General features: G+C 53.6%; 12 protein-coding genes and 1 tRNA gene. 10 read left to right on the plus strand and 3 right to left on the minus strand.

Going from position 1 to position 16,006, the window contains the following annotated elements; all coding sequences use genetic code 11:
* Positions 1-49: 49 nt before the first annotated feature.
* The 6 genes from BLU70_RS15000 to BLU70_RS12425 all read left to right on the plus strand — a co-directional run bounded on the left by BLU70_RS15000 (position 50) and on the right by BLU70_RS12425 (position 5,491).
* On the plus strand, positions 50-451 hold the full coding sequence (locus BLU70_RS15000) for a beta-galactosidase small subunit-related protein (RefSeq protein ID WP_083341295.1): 402 nt from the start codon (positions 50-52) through the stop codon (positions 449-451).
* Between the two features lie 214 nt (positions 452-665).
* Positions 666-1,232, plus strand: coding sequence for an anthranilate synthase component II (locus BLU70_RS12405; RefSeq protein ID WP_040290955.1), 567 nt, complete (start codon positions 666-668; stop codon positions 1,230-1,232).
* Between the two features lie 38 nt (positions 1,233-1,270).
* Positions 1,271-2,821 (plus strand): anthranilate synthase component I family protein, encoded by a 1,551-nt coding sequence (locus BLU70_RS12410; RefSeq protein ID WP_074693660.1) that lies wholly within the window; start codon positions 1,271-1,273, stop codon positions 2,819-2,821.
* Positions 2,822-2,868: 47 nt separating this feature from the next.
* Positions 2,869-2,944: transfer RNA gene (locus BLU70_RS12415), tRNA-Arg, on the plus strand.
* A 167-nt stretch (positions 2,945-3,111) separates the two neighbouring features.
* Positions 3,112-3,687, plus strand: a complete 576-nt coding sequence (locus tag BLU70_RS12420) for a thioredoxin family protein (RefSeq protein WP_074693661.1) — start codon at positions 3,112-3,114, stop codon at positions 3,685-3,687.
* A 364-nt stretch (positions 3,688-4,051) separates the two neighbouring features.
* Positions 4,052-5,491 (plus strand): NADP-dependent isocitrate dehydrogenase, encoded by a 1,440-nt coding sequence (locus BLU70_RS12425; RefSeq protein WP_006448307.1) that lies wholly within the window; start codon positions 4,052-4,054, stop codon positions 5,489-5,491.
* Between the two features lie 78 nt (positions 5,492-5,569).
* Here BLU70_RS12425 and BLU70_RS12430 read toward each other — a convergent pair whose 3' ends face one another.
* Positions 5,570-6,817: a YeeE/YedE family protein gene (locus BLU70_RS12430; protein ID WP_244885209.1), complete on the minus strand. Its 1,248-nt coding sequence runs from the start codon at positions 6,815-6,817 to the stop codon at positions 5,570-5,572.
* A gap of 289 nt (positions 6,818-7,106) precedes the next feature.
* Entirely contained in the window at positions 7,107-7,337 is a 231-nt protein-coding gene (locus BLU70_RS12435) for a hypothetical protein (RefSeq protein WP_006448309.1), read from the minus strand.
* Between the two features lie 174 nt (positions 7,338-7,511).
* Between BLU70_RS12435 and argC the strand changes: the two genes are divergently transcribed.
* Genes argC through BLU70_RS12450 form a run of 3 tightly spaced genes read left to right on the plus strand, consistent with a single transcriptional unit; the run spans position 7,512 to position 10,533 of the window.
* Positions 7,512-8,552 (plus strand): N-acetyl-gamma-glutamyl-phosphate reductase, encoded by a 1,041-nt coding sequence (argC, locus tag BLU70_RS12440; RefSeq protein ID WP_074693662.1) that lies wholly within the window; start codon positions 7,512-7,514, stop codon positions 8,550-8,552.
* A 9-nt stretch (positions 8,553-8,561) separates the two neighbouring features.
* Positions 8,562-9,353, plus strand: a complete 792-nt coding sequence (gene argB / locus BLU70_RS12445; protein ID WP_074693663.1) for an acetylglutamate kinase — start codon at positions 8,562-8,564, stop codon at positions 9,351-9,353.
* Between the two features lie 4 nt (positions 9,354-9,357).
* Positions 9,358-10,533 (plus strand): aspartate aminotransferase family protein, encoded by a 1,176-nt coding sequence (locus BLU70_RS12450; protein WP_083341297.1) that lies wholly within the window; start codon positions 9,358-9,360, stop codon positions 10,531-10,533.
* 130 nt (positions 10,534-10,663) lie between these two features.
* On the opposite strand, the gene BLU70_RS12455 is transcribed toward BLU70_RS12450, so the two are convergent.
* Positions 10,664-11,152 (minus strand): N-acetyltransferase, encoded by a 489-nt coding sequence (locus BLU70_RS12455; RefSeq protein ID WP_006448313.1) that lies wholly within the window; start codon positions 11,150-11,152, stop codon positions 10,664-10,666.
* A 186-nt stretch (positions 11,153-11,338) separates the two neighbouring features.
* Between BLU70_RS12455 and BLU70_RS12460 the strand changes: the two genes are divergently transcribed.
* Positions 11,339-15,820, plus strand: coding sequence for a glutamate synthase-related protein (locus BLU70_RS12460; protein ID WP_237716525.1), 4,482 nt, complete (start codon positions 11,339-11,341; stop codon positions 15,818-15,820).
* The last annotated feature ends 186 nt before the right edge of the window (positions 15,821-16,006 follow it).

A 16,006-nucleotide genomic window follows, 5' to 3' on the forward strand; every position in this document is an offset into this window, starting at 1 on the left:
ACTAAGGGATGAAAGGGTCATATGTTAACCGGCCGAGCATCACTCAGACATTGGTGACGTATATCCACAGGAAAATGGCAATCGTTCTGATGTGGTTTGGGTATCTTTGACGGATATGCGTGGTGAAGGGTTGTTCGTAGGCTCGTCTTCAGTATTTAATTTCAACGCTCAAGTATATTCTGTGGAGCAACTTGAACAGGCGCGGCATACTTACGAACTTGAACCAGAGCCTTGCATCACTTTGCACGTCGACCTTGAGCATTATGGACTTGGAACTGCGAACTGCGGTCCAGGTGCATTACCCCAACATCAACTTAGGACTAAAGAATTTAGATTTGCGATAACAATGCTGCCGTTTGCCAAGGACATGTTTACACCAAGTTCTTTGGCACACACTGTTCTATCGCTTCCTACAACGGACTCAATGCAGGCCAGCACGACAGGTGTTTAAAGTAATCTTCGGCGATCGCTGGATAACCAGCGATCGCGCGTGTCCCGCACGCACAAGACCCGCCTTTACGAAGCGGGTTTTTTGTTGTTACCATCCCATATCCCAAACAATTACCCGCTTGACGGAATGAACGCCTCGGGGTACGGTAACGTTATCGGGATGAGCCGAGTTGAGTGGGCAGACGTTGTCTGCTCGGATGAGAGGAGTCGAGTACATGCTGTTGATGATCGACAACTTCGATTCATTCACTTACAATTTAGTGCAATATTGCACTGAATTAGGTGCTGATGTAGTTGTTCGCCGCAATGATGTGCCTTTGGACGAGTTGAAAGCCCTTCAGCCCTCTGCCGTCATTGTATCCCCCGGTCCATGCTCACCAAACGAAGCCGGTGTCTCCGTGCAGGCCATACAGCACTTTGCTGGGCGTATTCCACTACTGGGTGTCTGCCTGGGCCATCAGTCACTCGCGGTTGCTTTTGGCGGAAAAGTTGTACGCGCCAGTGCGCCGATGCATGGGAAAACCTCAATGATTGCCCATTCCGGAACGGATCCATTGTTCTTCGACGTTCCTTCTCCATTTCGTGCAACGCGTTACCATTCGCTAGTCGTCGATCGCGCTACCTTGCCTTCCAGCTTTTCTGTCACGGCTGAAGTTGATGATGTGATCATGGCTATGCGCCATATACCCACGGGTGCTGTCGGTGTGCAGTTTCACCCCGAGAGCATTTTGACAGACGAGGGAAGGCTGATGATTGCAAATTTCTTGCGGGAAGTTGCATGAGATGAATCATTGCGAGATCGAGCAAAGGAGCGATTGGTGTGAAGTACGTGGAGTATTCGCCATCTGAGGCGGTGGATCCGTTTTACCTATACATGCGATTCCGTGAGCAATTGGGCAGTGGCCAGGCTTTTTTGCTGGAAGCCGGACGCGAAGATATGGAACGAGCTTATCAGATGAGTCTTGTCGGCGTTTGTCCAATCGTCGAAGCTCAGGTGAGGGATCACGTCGTTTCGGTGTTTGCCGTACCGGAATTGGCAGCGGATTTGTTTTCGAATATCAGGTGCCACGGGGAAGTGGTTCCGCAAGCTCCTGTCTCGTGGGCGAGCGAGATCGTGGGCGATGTTTTGCATATCAAAGTAGCGGATCCGTTCGCTGTATTGGAACAGATGCGTCAGCTATTGCGCAACTTGTGCACAGCCGGCGGGGAACAACCGTTTAGTGCGGGCTTTTTGGGATACGTGGGGTATGATGCCATTCGTTATCTTGAGCGACTGCCACAGACGACCGAGGATGACCGTGAATTGCCGGAAATCCGCCTGCAATGGCATGCTGGGATCGTTCAGTTTGTCGATGGTAGTTTGCGTTTTTATCGGCAGGATGATGCAGAGCGGTTACGGAATCACAGTGGCATCAAGCGGGCTCTTGACCGTGTGCAAGCCGAGTTGGAAGACGTTGTATCGCGTCGTCTTGGTGCCCCGAAGAGTCTTACCGAGTTGGCATTGCAGTCGAAGCACGTGTCGAAAGTTACCTACGATATCCCGGAGGAATGGTTCTGTAAGAACGTGCGAACGGCGAAGGACTATATTCGGGCTGGCGACATCTTTCAGGTCGTACTTTCCACACGGATTCGTATCGAGGGTGGGTTGCATCCATTTGTCGCCTATAATCGTTTGCGACGGCTCAATCCCTCACCGTACATGTTTGTGGCGGAATATGCTGGCATGATGCTTTATGGCGCAAGTCCGGAAGTGCAATTCCGGTGTATTGGGGGCTTGGCCGAGATGAAGCCCATCGCGGGTACAACCCGGGGGCGCGGCCAATCCGCTGATGAGGATGCGCGCTTGGTTGCCGAGCTGAAAGCTGATGCAAAAGAGAGTGCTGAACATGTTATGTTGGTTGACCTTTGTCGAAACGATTTGGGGCGGATCGCGAAGAGTGGGACGGTTCGTGTACCCGACTTCATGGTGGTCGAGCGTTACTCGCACCTTTATCACCTGGTGTCGCGCGTGGAGGCCGAACTACGCGATGATATAAGTGTATTTCACGCCCTGTTAACCACGTATCCCAACGGCACGTTGTCTGGCGCACCAAAGATTCGCGCTATGGAGATTATTGACGAACTTGAACCTGTGCGCCGAGGGCCGTACGGCGGCTTTGTCGGTATGGTTGATGCATGGGCTAATGCCAACACGGCCATCGTTATCCGTTCTGTGGTCGTAGTCGGGGAAGTGCAGTACGTGCAGGCTGGGGCAGGGATTGTCCTCGACTCAGTGCCGGAGCGCGAGTGGCAGGAATGTCACCACAAAGCTGGCGCCATCCTCGACGTACTCACGGGAGATTACGAGCCGGAGACGCTGATTGCGAAATGATACTTGCACCTTTGGACGGCCTTATGATAATATATAGGTCGTCGCTTGCGTCCGTAGCTTAGTGGATAGAGCGCTGGCCTCCGGAGCCAGAGGTCGGGGGTTCGAATCCCTCCGGACGCGCCATACTTGATTCAGGAAAACCCTGACTGAGCAGAGGGCTTCTCGGCATTGTCGAGAGGCTCTTTGTTTTATCACATGGTTCCAAATAACACACGAGATTGGAACACATATCACAGATGTTGGTGCTCGGCTGCGCGATTCTGTACAATTTGCTTGGGAGGTCGGGATGCATGAGTGTCAATATGGCCGGCTACATTGGGAAGGGTCTGTCGCCGCAAGATTTCATTACCGGTATGACCCGCAACCAGGATGCATTTACGAGTTGGTATCATCAGTTTACGTGGCCATCGGTGGAAAGTAGACAGTTTTTTGGCGGTTTGTCTGAGACAGCGACCGGTTTACATTGCATCATCATAGGCGCGGATTGGTGCGGTGATGTTGTTCGGAACGTGCCAGTAGTCCTTCGCCTCATGGAGGAGGCCGCCATTCCGGTTGAAATTCTAGTGTTGGAGGAACATCTCGAACTCGTTGACACTCATTTTTTGACGATGGGCGGGCGTTCTATTCCGATTGTGCTATTTGTGCGGGAAAACGGCGAGATCGTAGGAAAGTGGGGGCCGCGACCCAGCTATATACAAGAAGTCATGGTGGATTTCAAAAACAAACATCCGGATCGATCGGCGCCAGATTATCAGGACAGCCTTACACGTGCACGAAGCGAGATGATGCGACGGTATGGTGAGGGAACTGAGTATCAATCGCTGATTGTCTCCGAGGTGCAGGCGTTACTCAACCGTATAAAGTAAATAAGTCCGGCTTGTTATCCGGGTTGGCAACTATGATATACTTTCTTTCGATTGGCAACCTAAGGATGACGGGGCATTTAGCTATCTAACATGGCTTGCTAAGAGGATCATAAAGCTTGGTAGACCGTGCCTGGTTTATCCGTTCATGCGCTTTGTCTTGCTTAAAAGCTGTTTATGTATGTGCGGAACCTGGTTGCACTTGCTACCGGAGAGAATCTTTTGCTGACGCAACCGGAACATGATCTGCGTGTATTGCAGGGCATGATAAAGGATGCGTCGTACAGGTGTGCCAACCCACAGTTTGGTCTCGATATTAAGGCGTGAAGGCAGAAATTTAGGTTTGAGCTAAAAAGGAGTTTTGAGAATGGCGAAAACACCGATCACAGTCGCGTATGGAGATGGTATTGGTCCTGAGATCATGAGTGCGACGCTGCGCGTGTTGGAGGCAGCTGGCGCGGAGTTGGATATAGAAACAGTCGAGATCGGAGAAAAAGTGTACAAGCGTGGTGTGGACACGGGGATGGATCCCGGTGCTTGGGATAGCCTTCGCCGCACGAGGGTATTTCTGAAGGCCCCCATCACGACGCCGCAAGGTGGCGGGTACAAAAGCCTGAACGTCACCATGCGAAAGGCTTTGAACCTGTACGCGAATGTCCGACCGACGATTGCGTACAGTCCGTTTGTTGAAACTAAGCATCCAACGATGGACTTAGTGATCATTCGCGAAAACGAAGAAGACTTATATGCGGGCATTGAGCATCGCCAAACGAACCAGGTTTATCAGTGCCTCAAGTTGATTACGCAACCAGGTTCGGAGCGTGTCATCCGCTATGCATTTGATTACGCGCGCGCAAATGGCCGCAAAAAGGTCACGTGCTTCGTCAAGGATAACATTATGAAGCTGACAGACGGGCTGTTTCACAAGGTGTTTGACCAAATTGCGGCCGAATACCCGGACTTGCAGCATGAAACGCTGATTGTCGACATTGGCGCAGCTCGCCTTGCCAACACTCCAGAGCGGTTTGATGTCGTCGTCATGCCCAACCTGTATGGCGATATTTTGTCTGATGTGACGGCCGAAATTTCAGGATCGGTTGGCTTGGCACCGTCTGCAAACATCGGCGACGGTTTTGCCATGTTTGAAGCCATCCACGGCTCTGCGCCCGACATTGCTGGCCAGAACGTCGCGAACCCATCTGGGCTGTTACTGGCGTCCGTGATGATGTTGGTTCACATTGGTCAGGCTTCAGTGGCCGAGCGCGTACACCAGGCCTGGTTGCGAACGATAGAGGACGGCGTGCATACCCGTGATATCTTCCGAGAAGGCGTCAGCAGCCAGCAGGTTGGCACAACGGAGTTTGCTGACGCTGTCATCGCGCGGCTTGGCCAACAGCCAAAGGTATTAAAGCCAGTTTCTTACCGCGAAGATGCGGCCATTGCCCATCGTGCGTGGCATCCAGCACCTAAGGCGAACAAGCAATTGGTTGGTGTCGATGTCTTTTTGGACTGGCAACCAGGCAGCCCGAACGATCTCGGCGAGCAACTAAGCGCCGTCCACGTGGGCGATCTCCGGCTTGAAGTGATGACCAACCGTGGTATCAAAGTGTGGCCAAATGGCCTTCCTGAGACATTTTGTACAGATCACTGGCGGTGTCGGTTCCGCAAGCACGATGGGGCAAGCGTCGAACGGAGCGAAGTCGTCGAGTTGCAAAGGCGGATCGTCGAAGCGGGATTTGATGTGATTAAGACGGAGAATCTGTACACCTTTGATGGAGTACCTGGGTTTTCCGCCGTGCACGGCTGATACGGATCTGAGTGCGTAGAGTAAGCCAAAAAGGCTGTCCCCGAAGTCGCGCTTTGGGACAGCCTTTTTGTATGATGATTATTCCTTGCTTAAACCGATGTAAGGTCGGATGACGATCCCGACAGCACTGCCGATGAGAGCCCCGAGGAACCACTCCCAGCCATGTAAGCTAAATGATGCGATACCAGAGAAAAAGGCACCAATGTTGCAGCCAAACGCGATGCGTGCACCATAGCCCATGCATACGCCGCCGATCAAAACACCAATCGCCATCTTAAGTGGAATTGCATGAAAGTAGCGACGCGGAAACTTGCCAGCAAGACCAGCTGCTAAGAGCGAGCCGATCACGATGCCAACGTCCATCACGGTCGTGACGTCGTGTGACAACGGAGCGTTGAGCGCGGCTGCGTTCGCTGGGGTGGTCCAGTAGCCCCAGTGTGTGACTGGAATGCCAATTGGCTGTGCAAGTTTTGCACCCCACAGTGCAAAAGCAGAGGTGACACCCCATGGTTTGCCAGATAATAACAAGATGGCGACATTGCCGAAGGCTAGCAATACGCTTCCGGCGATCCATGACCATGGTCCGCGCCATACTTTCGAGAAGGAAAAACCGCCAGCCACCTTCGTAAACGATTCAACCTGACCACGGCGTGCCTTTTCGACGAACCACGTAACCACAAAGACAACCGCCATGAGAAGAAGGTTAAACGCAAATCCACCGACGATTCCAAACGTATGAAGGAAAGATACCGGTTGAAAGTGAGGCGTTGCCATCCACCACGTAAAATTGATGGTGCCCAACACAGATCCAATGACGAAACCTGCGATGGCCAGGATGCCGCGAAAATCACCGCCACCGGTGTGATATAGGGAGCCGGATGCGCAGCCATCGCCCAGTTGCATGCCGATGCCAAAGAGAAAAGATCCGATTAGAACCGACAGTCCAACGGGTGAAACGTAGCCTGTAATTGTGTGTCCCAGTGCATGACCTTGAATCAAAAGTGGCAGGAATAAGAGATTGGTGATAAGAAACATCACCATTTGCGCACGAAGACCTACGCCTCGACCATGCACGAGAAATCTTCGGAAAGAACTGGTGAACCCATAGTGGGCGTGATATAGACCAAGGCCGAGCACGCCGGAAATCAAATATATGAAGGCTTGTGAGATTGTAACAACTTGGCCGAGGTAAAGAGCTCCCGCGATAAGCAGCAGTAAACTCGCGAGAACAACACTGACCTGGATTCTTGGCGCGCCGTTGATTTCTTTCTCTGCGGCGTAGCCAAAGGCGTCTAACTGAAGAATGTTTGACTCTGTTTTCGCCACATGCGTCAACCTCCTGACTAAAAGATAAATAACAACATGGTTATTATAGTGTTTTCCGATGTGATTACAATGTGATCTTCATCAAATCGTCCCCAACCTCGGACTTGTTGAAGCCGTTTGGGATTGTGTTTGGCTAAGGAACCAATCGCTTAGGCAGCAATCATGAAGTTGCTCGTCCAGCGCTCGCCTCGACACAAAATGGCCGCCGGACGATGGCGTATGTCATCGCAGGCGGCTGTCCAGAAACATTTTTATGGTTTTAACTATATATGTTCATAACAAGTCAACATTACAAACTGCTGCTCTCTGCGTCACCATCATGCGGACTGCTGTAACCGTCATATGTGCCATAGCCTTCATACATGTAGCCAGTCTGCGTGATGGTGTCGTACTCTGTGTAGGCTACGGTGCCTACCGGAGCCCCTACGGCATATCCGTATGCCGGGCACAACAGGAAAAAGAGTACAAAGATAATCAAAAACACGACTGCCCATCTCGTATATCCACCGAATACACCCATCAGGAATCCCTCCTCCGAAGTTAGTGCATGAAATGTTAGGACAAATGCCCGCCGATACGGGCATCCGCACAGATATTCTGATTGGTGGGCGCCTATCCCGGCTGATTTCCAACTTCTCTTTCCATTCTTCCTAAGCTATAATGAATATAAATACAGAATGGAGGATGTTTATACATGGAGCAACAGCGCGTACGCGTCGGCATCGTCGGCCCGACAGGTTACGCGGGCATGGAACTCGTCCGGTTGCTTGCGCAACATCCCTACATGGACATCACCTATCTTGCGGGTTCCGGCGCCCACACAGGCCCCATCGGCGACGCATTGCCACACTTGCGGCGACTGTCCAAACTGCCGCCTGTTTCGGCATTCTCAGCTAACGCTTGCGCGGAGTCGTGCGATCTCGCTTTCGTCGCGCTACCTTCTGGTGAATCTGGATCGATTGCCGTTGAACTTGCCCAGAGGGGCGTGCGGGCCATTGACCTGTCCGGCGATTTACGCTTGCCAGGCGACGTGTATCGAACATGGTACCAACGTGAACCGGTGGCCGATGACGTGTTGGCACGTGCTGTCTATGGTTTGCCGGAGTTGAATCGCGCAGACGTGAGCGCTGCCAGTTTGGTTGCCAACCCAGGGTGCTATGCGACGGCTGCCATATTGGCCCTGAGGCCACTTGTTGACTGGGTGAAGAGCAAACGCGTTGGCCCCGTTGTTATCGACGCCAAATCTGGTGCCACAGGCGCGGGACGTGCGGCGAAGCAAAACCTGCAGTTAGGAGAATTGGCAAACGACTTTTACCCATACCGGGTTGGGGCGCATCAACACACACCCGAAATCGAGCAGGGACTCGACGGTGTCTTTCAAATTCTTTTGACAACGCAGTTGCTACCGATACCACGTGGCATCTTTGTGTCGGCATATGTCTCGCTCGATCCCGATTTAGCGGCGGATATTCATGCACGGTATGCGTCATTTTACGAGTCGGCTCCTTTTGTCGACGTCCTTCCACCCGGTCATGTGCCGCACATCAAATCGGTCGCCGGTACGAACGATTGTCAAGTGTCTGTCGCCTGGAACGAACGTACCGGCATCTTGCAAGTCTTCTCGGCCATAGACAATCTAGGTAAGGGAGCGGCTGGCCAAGCGCTGCAAAATGCCAATCTGATGTGTGGCTTCGACGAGACGACGGGACTAACTGAGACCTCGTTGTGGACATGAGGTGATTACATGAACGTCGTTGTGAAACTGGGCGGATCGCTTGATGGACAAGGAACAGAAGCTTTAGCCGCCGCGTTGCATGGGGCGTTGGTCCGGGGATGGAATCCCATTCTCGTTCATGGCGGAGGCCCTGCCATCACGCGGCGGCTTACGGCATACGGCATACAGTTACCTTTCATTCGCGGTCTTCGTGCGACTACGGTCGAAGCTATCGATCACGTCGTCGCCGCTTTACAGATTTGTAACAGCGAACTGGCAGATGCACTTTCGGGTGAAGGCATACCCGTCTCGCCTCTGACCGACGGGTGGACTGTACAGGCCCGGGACATCGGTGCCGAGCGCACTGGGGACGTGGCGGGCATCGATTCGTCGCGTGTGAGAGAGGCTTGTCGGCATGGTTTTGTGCCGCTTTTAACTCCGTTCGGGCGCGATTCCGAGGGGGCGTTTTACAACCTGAACGCGGATGCGGTGGCTGCCCATGTCGCACAAACCATGAATGCCGCGCGGCTCGTGTTCCTTACTGATGTTGCCGGCGTATACCGCAACTACGAAACCGGCGAGTTGCTCATGGACACGACAGCGGCTGAGCTTGAGAATTTGTTGCTGGCGGGATCGTTTACGGCAGGCATGATTCCAAAAGTCAATGCCATGTTGTATGCCGCGCGGCAGGGCGTGGGCGAGGTATGGGTCGTCGATGGGCACGACAAAGAGAGCGTCTCGGCAGCTGTGCTCGACGACGCCGCAAATTGCCCGAGACGTACCGGTACGAGACTGCTGGCGACCGTTATCCAAAAGGAGTGACGATATGGAGCGGGAAGTGACGACGATGGAATTGGCAGACGACGTCCTTTTTCCGAACTATGGAAAGCGCGATCTCGCTTTTGTACGAGGCGACGGCGCATTTTTATACGATCGCGATGGTCGGCGCTTTCTGGACTTCACAGCTGGCATTGCGGTCTGTAATCTCGGACACGCGCATCCAGGACTTGCGAGCGTGATCGCGGAGCAGGCGAAGACGCTTCTGCATACCTCCAATTTGTTTCTGATAGAGGGGCAGGTTTCGCTTGCCGAGAAGTTGGCGCGGCTCGCTTCCACAGCGACGTCGTATCGTGCGATGTTTGTCAATAGCGGAACCGAAGCGAATGAGGGTGCGCTTAAGTTGGCGCGCAGATATCAGTTCGTCTCTGGACAACCGCAGAAAACGCGTGTCATAGGTCTGCCCAACGGTTTTCACGGTCGTACGATGGGGGCCCTGTCGGTCACGGCGAATGCGAAGTATCGGGAAGGTATGACTCCTTTGGTTCCAGGATTTGAGACTGCGACCTCGTACGAAGGCGTGATCGAAAGCATCGATGACACAGTGGCTGCGTGTATCGTCGAGGTTGTGCAGGGGGAGGCTGGAGTGCAGCCGGTCGCTATGGACTTTCTGCAGCGCCTTGCCCTGCGCCTACGGGAGGTAGGGGGGCTTCTGATCGTCGATGAAGTGCAAACGGGTGTAGGCCGAACGGGAACATTTTTTGGATACGAACAGTTCGGCATTGAACCGGACATCATCACCATGGCAAAAGGGCTTGGCAATGGCATTCCCACCGGAGCCATTCTCGCAAAGTCGGAGATCGCTTCCGCGTTCACGCCCGGTATGCATGGTTCGACATTCGGCGGCAACCCGTTTGCAATGGCCGTGGCGAATTACGTGGTCGACACGGTATCCGATCCGGCATTTTTAGCCCACGTTCGCCGCATGGGGGCAGAGATTCAACGTATTTTGCAAAATTCTTATGACAATGTCACGGGGCTTGGCTTGATGTGGGGCTTCGACGTGCCTGATGCACAAGCATGGCGGCAAGTAGCGATCGATAGCGGCTTACTGGTGACGGTTTGCGGGCCGAAACGGATTCGGATTGTGCCACCGCTCGTGATCGATGATGCACACCTGACGTTGTTTGAAGATGTGATTTCCAGTATCGCCAGGGTGGTTTGACACGATACAATGAGGCATGGCCAGCTGGCCATGCCTGTATGCACTTTCGTGCTTTTCATGCATTTGTTATACTATCGTTAACTCTTTCCCTGTGTCGTCAGTTGTAGTTAAGCTTGGCAGACGCTGTCTATCAGGCTTCCCGCGCCGGCCGCAGCACTTGATGGTGACTGGTATAGTAAACCATCGCCACTTCGTCGCAATGGTAGAATTTATTGCAGTAAATGCAGTCTTTCCACACTTTATGCGGCAAACTTTCTTTCCGCACGATATGGAAATCGAGCTTCTCGAAAAAGCCCGTTTGGTAAGTGAGCGACAGTACCTGTGCGATGCCCAAATGTTCCGCTTCCTGCAATAGTGCGGTAACCATCTGGCGTCCGACGCCGCGACCGTGCGCTTCCGGTGCGACGGCGAGCGAGCGGATTTCAGCGAGATCCGTCCACAGCACATGTAAGCCTGCAACACCGATAACTTTGCCGTCTTCGACGGCGACGGTGAAACACTGCAAATGTTCACACAGTGATTTTATGGTTCTTGGCAGCATAAGGCCGATATCTGCGAACTGCTGGATGAGTTGTTGCATCTCTTCTACATCCGTCGAGGTCGCTTTCCGGATCTCCATTTCCGGACCCTCCTCTCACATTGCATTTATTTTATAACACGGGATAGCATGATTATTCAAGAAACCGTATAATGTTTCACAACAGTTTTTTAAAAATTCCACGACGGCGCATTGACGAACAGAAAGAGATAGTGTCAAAATATTATGCTAAAAGGAGTGGCGCAAGTGGATTTCGACAAATTGTCCATGGACATTCGACGCGAACATGATGCCTGTGGCATTTTCTCGCAGATTGAGAAATCGGGACAACCTTCATACGAAACGGTTCGCAATGGACTTGACGCCCTTCGCGCCATGCGTCACCGCGCAGGTTACGTACAGGGTGAGGGGGATGGCTGCGGTCTACTGCTCGACATTCCGCGTGCGCTGTGGGCTTCGCGGCTGGAAGGTGCAGGGTTGAACCCACGTCTCGCTTACGAGGATGATTTCTTTGTCGGTCACTTTATGGTTGACGAAGCAACTGGCTCTGTAGAGGCAGTATTAGCCGAATTGGCCGCTCAGAACCTCGAAGTGCTAGTGCAAATCGAAGACGGTACAGACGAGACCGCACTGGGACCTATGGCGAAGGCTGTATGTCCGCGGTTTGTGCAGATTGCTGGGCGTTCAGGTACGCCCGATGACGCCCGTTTGCATGATGCATTCGCGGTTATCGATGAGCTACCTGGCACACACGTCGCATCTTTGTCGCATTCGCAGGTTGTATACAAAGTTATCGGTAACGACGAAACACTGTTCAAATTCTATCAAGACTTGCAAAACCCGCTTTTTCGTTCGGTGTTTGTGCTTGCACACACGCGTTACTCGACAAATACGACGACGTCGTTCCCGCGTGTGCAGCCATTCTCAAGCATTGGGCATAACGGTGAAATCAACACCATTTTACGCTTTTACACGGAGTCGAAGATGATCAACGTTCCCTTGCGGCCGGAGTTCAGCGACTCGCAGATGGTGGACCGGACGCTGTTGTCGCTCGTCTCGACTCGCGATTGGTCGTTGTTTGAAGCGGCGGAGCTCATCTTTCCGCCAATTGTGAATGAAATCAAACATATGTCAGACGAATTGTCGGACTTATATATGTATTTTCGGTCGCTTTGGGGGCCTTTTGCGCAAGGACCTGCCGGCGTCATCATGCGGCACGGCAATGCGGCTGTCTATAGCGTAGACGCGTTGGGACTGCGTCCTATGTGGTTGATTGAGACGGAGCGTGCATACTTTTTCGCCTCGGAGCAAGGTATCGTCCCACAATCGACTTGGGTCGCTGAGCCCAAGCCGCTCGCACCAGGCGAGAAAGTGGGCGTCAAGTGGACGGAAACCGGAGCAAAGTTGTATTCGTACGACGAGTTACAACAGGAAGTGCTGGCGGCTGCCAAGCGGCGTTTTGACTTCCGCGGTGAGCATCGCAATCTTCATTTTGCGGTTCCCTACGGCGTGAAGTCGGATGTGGCACATCCGAAGCGGGACGACCGTCCGCTCGACATTCGCATGTTAGCGTTCGGCTTCCGCGATGACGACATCAAGCTCATTGAGCAAGAGTTGCAAACCGGGGCAGAACCCATTAAATCCCTCGGTTTTGACAGCCCACTGGCGGCACTGTCGGAAGAGGCGACATTATTGTCCGACTTCCTACACGAAACGGTCGCGGTCGTCACCAACCCTGCTATCGATCGCGAACGCGAAATTGAACACTTTAGCACACGAGCCGTGCTTGGGAGACGTCCGTCGTTTGACGGCTTGTATCGGGAAGCGCCGAGAGTCGAGGTCCAGGCGCCCATTCTGCTTGAAGAGTTGCCGCAGGCCTATGGTGTCGAATATCAAGAGATTCAAAACCTGGCACACCGGTTCGGGACGGTATGCTACGAAGACGCTTTGGCCATGTTGCACACGAGTCCGAACGGCACTGTTGAAATTTTGATTCACCGCGAAGAAGGCGAGTCTGTATCGGCTGCGCTGGCCCGTTTTGAACTCGAGGCGTTAGAGGCCGTTCAGGCAGGTGCCAATGCGATTGTGCTCGACGACCGCCTCCAGTTTAAACGCGGACAACATATTGATCCTTTCCTCGTCACGGCAGCGGTCAATCGCGCGCTGTTACGGCCGGCGGCGAAGGAAAAGGGCGAGCACTTGCGGCGGCGTTGTAGCTTAATCCTGCGCAGCGGCGGCCTGCGCAACTTACATGACATCATGGTTGCGCTTGGACTCGGTGCAGACGCGGTTGTGCCGTATCTCATGTGGGAACTCGCCGCTTCTAAGGGCGATTTGCAAGCTGTAGAAAATTTGTATAAGGCGTTGACCAAAGGTGTTGAGAAAGTGATCTCGACGCTTGGCATCCATGAAGTACGTGGCTATGAACGGTTGTTTGGTGCCATTGGGCTGTCGGATCAAGTCAGCCAATATCTTGCCATTCCGAATTTCTGTGGGTCAGACAATGCCGGCCTGACGTTCGCGCGCATGGAAGCTTTGTCGGAACTGCGTCAAACCTGGTATGCGGCGGCGGATCGCAAGAGCGTTCGGCCAAACAAGCTGTTCCAACTGTATCCGCGCATCTGGAAATCTGCCGGGTCGGTTGCGGATGGCACGGTCCCTTACGAAGACTTTGTGGCGAAATTGGCCCAGTTTGAAGGGGATAATCCGTTGTCGATCCGCCATCTGCTAGGTTTCCGCGAGGATTTAGCACAGGTGGACGGCGAGGTCGATACGACGGTCGATGGCCATGCGTACCCAATTGTCATCAGCTCGATGTCGTTTGGATCGCAAAATGAAACGGCCTATCGAGCATACGCCGAAGCGGCCTACCGGATGAACATCGTCTGCCTGAACGGCGAGGGCGGTGAAATTAAAGACCTGCTTGACAAGTATCCGCGCAATCGCGGGCGCCAGATTGCGTCTGGGCGCTTTGGTGTCAATGCAGATCTCTGCAACGGTGCCTATGTTTTGGAGATCAAGATTGGCCAAGGAGCAAAGCCTGGAGAAGGCGGGCACTTGCCGGGATCCAAGGTCACGGTGCAGGTTGCGAATGCACGCAATGCAACACCAGGCGTCGATCTCATTTCGCCGTCGAACAACCACGATATCTACTCGATTGAGGATTTGGCTCAGGTCATTTACGAATTGAAGGAGATCAACCCACATGCGAAAGTTTCGGTCAAGGTGCCGGTAGTTCCAAATATCGGTACCATCGCGGTGGGCATCGCGAAGGCGGGGGCGGATGTCATCACGCTCTCCGGTTTCGACGGTGGCACGGGTGCCGCGAGATCGCACGCGATTCGGCACGTCGGCTTGCCGATGGAAATCGGCGTAAAGTTGGCGCATGAGGCTTTATGTGAAGCTGGATTGCGAGATGTCGTCGAAATTTGGGCAGACGGCGGCATCAAGTCAGGGCACGATGTGATGAAGGCCATTTTGCTCGGAGCTAACCGCGTCGGTTTTGGCACGATGGCCATGGTCGCCATTGGATGTACCGCTTGTCGCGCTTGTCACAAAGACACGTGCCACGTTGGCATTGCGACGCAGATGCACGATCTCGAAGAAGCGCACGCGAAGGGACTGAAGGCTTTTGAGCCGCGCGACTTCGATTCGGCAGTTGCGCAGTTGGTCACGTTCTTTACGGCCGTCGGCGAACACGTTGGCGAATTGACCCGCAAGCTCGGGGCAAGTCGGACGCAGGATCTCGTTGGGCGCAGTGACTTGCTCGTCCAGCTTCATCGCGACGCTCGCCTCGATACCTCCTGGTTGTTGCGCGTAAGCGAGGAGCATCTCGGAAAGGGCTGTGTCGTCAAGGCGCGTACCTTTGAAGAGGCGTATGGCGATGTGATACAGGATGTCGCGGCGATTGGGGCGGCGACCGGCACCGATGGTATTGTCGCGACTGTTGGTGCACAGGTAAAGGCGATTCGCGCGGTACCGCGCGCCTTGGGTACACGGGTGAGCGGAGAGAGCGTTCGGGCTGGCCAAGGCGGTGACGTCGGGCCGATTGTGCACGAAGGTGTCGCTGGCGCGGGATTTGCGGCCTACCATACGACTGGCATGACATCCGTCGCGCTCGGTGGAGCGCAGGACGGCGTGGCCAAAACAGCCTTCGGCGGCAAAGTCGTTGTCTTAAAAGGGCTGTGTGCCGATGGTGTTTGGCGCGGCGGTTCCGTCGGAAAAGGTTTGGCATACGGGGCTGCAAGCGGACTGTTTATCGTTCAGGGCAATGCGGATGCTCGCGCGGGAATCCGTTTGTCTGGGGCCGACATTGTGATTGGTGGCGAGCTTACGGAACCGGTACGGGACCATCACTCGCACATTGGCAACCGGGCGAACATCAAGGGTTTCGCCTTTGAATACATGACAGGTGGCCGTGCGGTGGTCCTCGGAGATCCAGGCCCATGGATCTGTTCTGGCATGACGGGGGGACGTGTGTACCTCCGGCACGATCCGGCAATGGGACTGACCGAAACGGCTCTGCGTCGGCGGATTGCGAAGGGAGCCAAGGTTGCCTTGCGCGTGCTTGATGCCGAAGGCAAGAATGACATCGTTGAATTGCTTGGCGCCTATCAGTTGGAGTTGCGGCGCTACGGCCAGCAAGAAACGGCTCGCAGTTTACAGCGCTTCATTGATAATCCAGCGTTGCACTTCTTGATGATTGAACCTGCTCATGAAATTACGGATCAGGACATCGCGACAGAATAACTTGCGCTGGTCCTTGTCCATAAAAGGCCACCCGGCTGGGTGGCCTTTTATAATGAGCGAATTGTAAATCTAAGCGTACAAGCGATTGATATATATACATTCGTGTGTATAATAATACAGAGACGCAATTTCGCTAGAACATGAGAGAGATGCGACAACGATATGGAGTGGGAAGGAGTTTTCGGC

The organism is Alicyclobacillus hesperidum (assembly GCF_900107035.1).
GTDB lineage: Bacteria > Bacillota > Bacilli > Alicyclobacillales > Alicyclobacillaceae > Alicyclobacillus > Alicyclobacillus hesperidum.